Raw genomic sequence first — 1,467 nt, 5'->3', positions numbered from 1 at the left:
ACCATTTCCGCAGGTCCGGTCGATCGTAGGCTTTGTCCGTGTGGAGGCGCTGAGGCTTGAAGTACCGGCCGCGATGGGGGTCGTGTCTCGTTTGGTGACCCGCCACCATCGGCTTCAGACCTTCGCTGTCGTGGGTGTTGCCGGCCGAGACGCCGACGACCAGGGGCAGTCCGTTCGCGTCCGACAGGATGTGCATCTTGGAACCCGGCTTGCCCCGGTCCACGGGGCTCGGACCTGTGTGTTCGCCCCCTTTTTTAGCCCTGACGTGGGCGGTGTCGAGGACTACACGGGTCACCTCGACCAGGCCGGCGTCGTCGAGCCGGTGCAGCACAGCCTCGTGCAATCGGCCCCAGACGCCGGCTCTGGACCAGATCAGGAAGCGGCGGTGAGCGGTCGACTTCGATATGCCGAAGCAGGGCGGCAGAGCCCGCCAGGCACAACCGCTGACCAGCACGTAGATGATCGCCGCGAACAGCGTCTCATCAGGCGTGTCCTGTGTACCGCCGCCCTGTGGCCGCACCTTCGACGGCGGGATCAGCGGCTTCGCGATCTCCCACAGCCCATCCGGAACAATCCAACTCCACGTATCCCGCCCCATGCCCTGCCCAACGTCCGCCTCACCACGTAGGACACGGTCTAAGACGTCGTCTCATTTGGTGAGTCTGCGGTAGCAGATGAGGGTGCAGGCGATGGCAGTGAATGCCAGGAAGTGGTCGGCTTTGCGCTCGTAGCGGCGGTGGAGTCGGCGACAGCCGGCGAGCCAGGCCATGGTGCGTTCGATGGTCCAGCGGTGGCGGCCCAGCCGCTTGGAGGACTCGATGCCCTTGCGGGCGATGCGGTGGGTGATGCCGCGCTGGCGTAACCATCGGCGCAGGTGGTCGTAGTCGTAGCCCTTGTCCGCGTGCAGTTTGGCGGGGCGGCGCCGGCGGGGTCCGCGGCGGGAGCGGATCGGCGGGATGCCGCGGACGAGGGGTTCGAGGGCCTGGCTGTCGTGAAGGTTGGCGCCGGAGACGCCGATGGAGAGGGGCAGACCGGTCCGCTCGGTGATCAAGTGGATCTTTGAGCCTTTCTTGCCCCGGTCGACAGGATTCGGACCTGTCAGCTCCCCCCTTTCATCGCGCGCATGTTCACCGAATCGATCGCGCACCGGCTCCAGTCCAGGTCACCGCGCCTGCCCAGCTCATCCAGGACCAGACGGTGGAGCTTGGCCCAGACCCGGGCCTTGGTCCACTCGGTGAACCGCCGGTGGGCTGTCGGCCCTGAAGGTCCGAACGACGGAGGCAACTGCCGCCACGTGCAGCCCGACGTGGCCACGAAGACGATCGCAGCCAGGACCTCCCGGTCTCCGTACCGTCGTCGGCCGCCGCCCTGCGGGCGAGATGGAGCCGGCGGCACCACCCGCTCGAACAGTTCCCACAACTCGTCTGGCACGAGACGCTCAACGATCCCCACGACGCCAGACTATCG

At 67.0% G+C, this 1,467-nt stretch carries 2 protein-coding genes; both read right to left on the bottom strand.

All coding sequences use genetic code 11. From position 1 onward, the window contains the following. A partial coding sequence (locus tag STRIP9103_RS23165; RefSeq protein WP_048820815.1) for an IS5 family transposase occupies positions 1–598 on the bottom strand: 598 nt, incomplete at its 3' end. A gap of 51 nt (positions 599–649) precedes the next feature. Next, positions 650–1,446, bottom strand: a protein-coding gene (locus STRIP9103_RS48480; protein WP_234022146.1) for an IS5 family transposase whose coding sequence is annotated in 2 segments (ribosomal slippage) — positions 650–1,108 and positions 1,111–1,446 — 795 coding nt in all. Because the reading frame shifts where the segments join, the coding sequence is not laid out codon by codon here. Positions 1,447–1,467 lie beyond the last annotated feature (21 nt).

Source organism: Streptomyces ipomoeae 91-03, from assembly GCF_000317595.1.
GTDB classification, from domain to species: domain Bacteria; phylum Actinomycetota; class Actinomycetes; order Streptomycetales; family Streptomycetaceae; genus Streptomyces; species Streptomyces ipomoeae.
Note: the sequence above shows the minus strand (reverse complement) of the source record. Positions and strands in the feature narration are given on the sequence as shown.